The organism is Bradyrhizobium liaoningense, from assembly GCF_018130955.1.
Lineage (GTDB): Bacteria > Pseudomonadota > Alphaproteobacteria > Rhizobiales > Xanthobacteraceae > Bradyrhizobium > Bradyrhizobium liaoningense_C.
The window spans coordinates 1-2,328 of record NZ_JAFCJM010000138.1; the positions used below are offsets into that span (position 1 = coordinate 1).

General features: G+C 60.9%; 3 protein-coding genes. All 3 read right to left on the reverse strand.

Translation table 11 applies throughout. The features are described 5' to 3' along the window. Positions 1-257: 257 nt before the first annotated feature. The 3 genes from JQ632_RS39980 to JQ632_RS39045 all read right to left on the reverse strand — a co-directional run bounded on the left by JQ632_RS39980 (position 258) and on the right by JQ632_RS39045 (position 1,473). The gene (locus tag JQ632_RS39980; RefSeq protein WP_249152844.1) at positions 258-434 is read right to left on the reverse strand and encodes a hypothetical protein; all 177 of its coding nucleotides are present in this window, start codon (positions 432-434) and stop codon (positions 258-260) included. 69 nt (positions 435-503) lie between these two features. Next, on the reverse strand, positions 504-896 hold the full coding sequence (locus JQ632_RS39035; protein ID WP_283817800.1) for an adenylate/guanylate cyclase domain-containing protein: 393 nt from the start codon (positions 894-896) through the stop codon (positions 504-506). A 376-nt stretch (positions 897-1,272) separates the two neighbouring features. After that, the gene (locus tag JQ632_RS39045; protein WP_212408034.1) at positions 1,273-1,473 is read right to left on the reverse strand and encodes a hypothetical protein; all 201 of its coding nucleotides are present in this window, start codon (positions 1,471-1,473) and stop codon (positions 1,273-1,275) included. Positions 1,474-2,328 lie beyond the last annotated feature (855 nt).

The following is a 2,328-nucleotide window of genomic DNA, read 5'->3' on the forward strand; positions in this document are numbered from 1 at the left end:
CACCCGCTCATGCCCTGTGCATTGCGTAGCGTAGGAGTTGCGTTGAGAGCGTCAGGGTCGGCGGATCAAAGCCGGTCAGCCTTACCAAATGGCCGAAAGACATCCGTCGGTTACAGCCGACTTTTGCAACAAAATCGGCCCTTCTCGGAAGTGGCGCGATGTTCGCGTGACGTCCGGAGTGCGCTGCAGAGCGGACGAAGGCCAGCGCGAGATGAGCTTGACCGACGCAAATTGGCTTCGCGCATCGCGATGCGGCGCTACCGTCCCGCCACGATCACCACCACCACCGGCAACGTCGCCGCCGCCAACAGCGTCCCCAGCGCGACCGCGCCCGACACCGGGTTCACCAGCCGCTGATATTGAACCGCAAAATATAGGCGTTCGCGCGGCCCAAAGGAGCCATAGCTGTATTGCGGCCGCGCGGCGCTTCCCACGCTCGGCCAAGTGGCAGAGCTAAAGCATGATCCGGAAAAGTGCGCAGCGGTTTTCCGAAAAGATCATGCTCAAACAGGAGCTAAAGCGCGATGACGATTCAACCTAAAGCCATCGCGCTTTAGCGCAAGACGAAGGCGGTCAGTAGCTCGGCTTTTCCCTTCAGGTCCAGGGTGGTGCGGTCCGCCTGGGGCTTTCTCCCCGGAAAGCGCGCAGTAAACCTTCTCCGAAACCAGGATCTGGTTGGCGCCGGCCGCACTCTGCAGGCGTGCGGCCGTGTTCACCACGTCCCCGATCGCAGTAAAATTCTTCGACTCTCCCGTGGCCAGCGAGCCGACTTGCGCCTTGCCCATGTGCATTCCGGCACCAACCGGCAACGACTCCACGCCCTGCCGCACCGCATCGACCAGCCGTCTCGTCGCCGCGAGCATGATGTCCGCGGTTCTCGCGCCGAGCGAGGGCATATCCACGACGTGATGGCCATCACCTGGTCCCCGATGAAGTCAACGAAGGCGTCATCGGCGGTCAGCACGCGATTAGCGCTCGCATAGAAGCGGCTCACCAGGTCGGCCGCGTCGCTCGAGCTGTGGGTCTCGGACCACGAGGTGAACCCACGCAGGTCCGCGAAAAGCACTCCGACTTCCAGTTCGTGAGTTGTTGTCGGCAGGGCCTCGAAGCAGCTCCGGCAGTAGTTTGGGTTCGCCGCCGACGGTCTGATGCCGATCGCTTTGCCGACGCCACCGAACGGCACCATGCAGAACCTGCATCGCGGGTCAGACGGCAGTAGCCTGAGCATTCGCCGGTACCTGTCCACGAATCCAGTCTTGCACAGGGGCAATATCAGCGGTGGTCTTGCGTCGATAGCCGTCGCACGACCCAGGCATCGTAGTTGCAAATCAGCGAGATCAGTCCCAGGAGGAGCGGGACGAGCAGGAGGAGGCCGATCCAGATGGAGACGTACACTGCCACAAGTATCGCAAGCAGCACCGCGATGATTTCGAGGCAGACCACGCCGATCTCGAAGTATCTCGCCTTCGCCATAGGCGCCACCAGGTGAGCCGACCGACAGACGCCGTCAGGTCCACGATTCCGCCGGCAATCCTGAAACGGGGTATCGGACCCGCGTTTCGCGATCCATGATCTTATACCAACCTCAGGTCTACTTGAATCGAAATTAGCGGTGGGATTGCGGTGACCTTGCGACTTACCAGGCACTGGGTGCTGGAGACCGGTCGGTTCTTGAAGTGAAAGCGGACTTTCCGGTCGTGCGCACTGACTTCCGGGGACGTGGCAGACTTAAGAACTGGACGGGTGCGGTCTCAAGTCCTGAGCTTTGGTTTGCTCGGACAATCGTATCATGGACTGACGCGGTTGCCCCTAAATCCTGCCGTACTGGTCTTGATCGTAGGCCTGCAGGATCCGGACAAAATCAGCCATGCTGGATCGATCTCGGTTCTCGGTCATAGCAGCAAGCTGAGTATTGGACGCGGGCTGGCTCCCTTGCCAAAACCGTGTCAGGAGATCGGCGATGTTTCTCATGGCGTACTCTCTGCAGCTAACCGTGGCGGTAGACACCAATTGAGCGGCAACGCGCTGCCAGATTGGGGGAAGTCGGCGGGCGTTACGCCGCCGACCTTGCCCTGCAACTGCCGGCTCGAAGGACCGGTTCCGTTGCTTTTCACTCTGGACTTATAGGTAGCACCGGCACTCGGTTGGCGCCACTGCGCGTGGGTATGAAGGGGCCATACTTAGGTAGGCTTTGGACTAGTGAATCGGAATCAGTCGGAGGCCAGCGCGAGAAGAACTTGACCGACGCAAATTGGCTTCGCGCTCGCGATGCGGCGCTATGATCCCGCCACGATCACCACCACCACCGGCAACGTCGCCGCCGCCAAG

Coding starts and splice junctions, on each gene's coding strand:
- JQ632_RS39035 (WP_283817800.1), bottom strand. CDS start 896: ATGCCCTCGCTCGGCGCGAGAACCGCGGACATCATGCTCGCGGCGACG.
- JQ632_RS39045 (WP_212408034.1), bottom strand. CDS start 1,473: ATGGCGAAGGCGAGATACTTCGAGATCGGCGTGGTCTGCCTCGAAATC.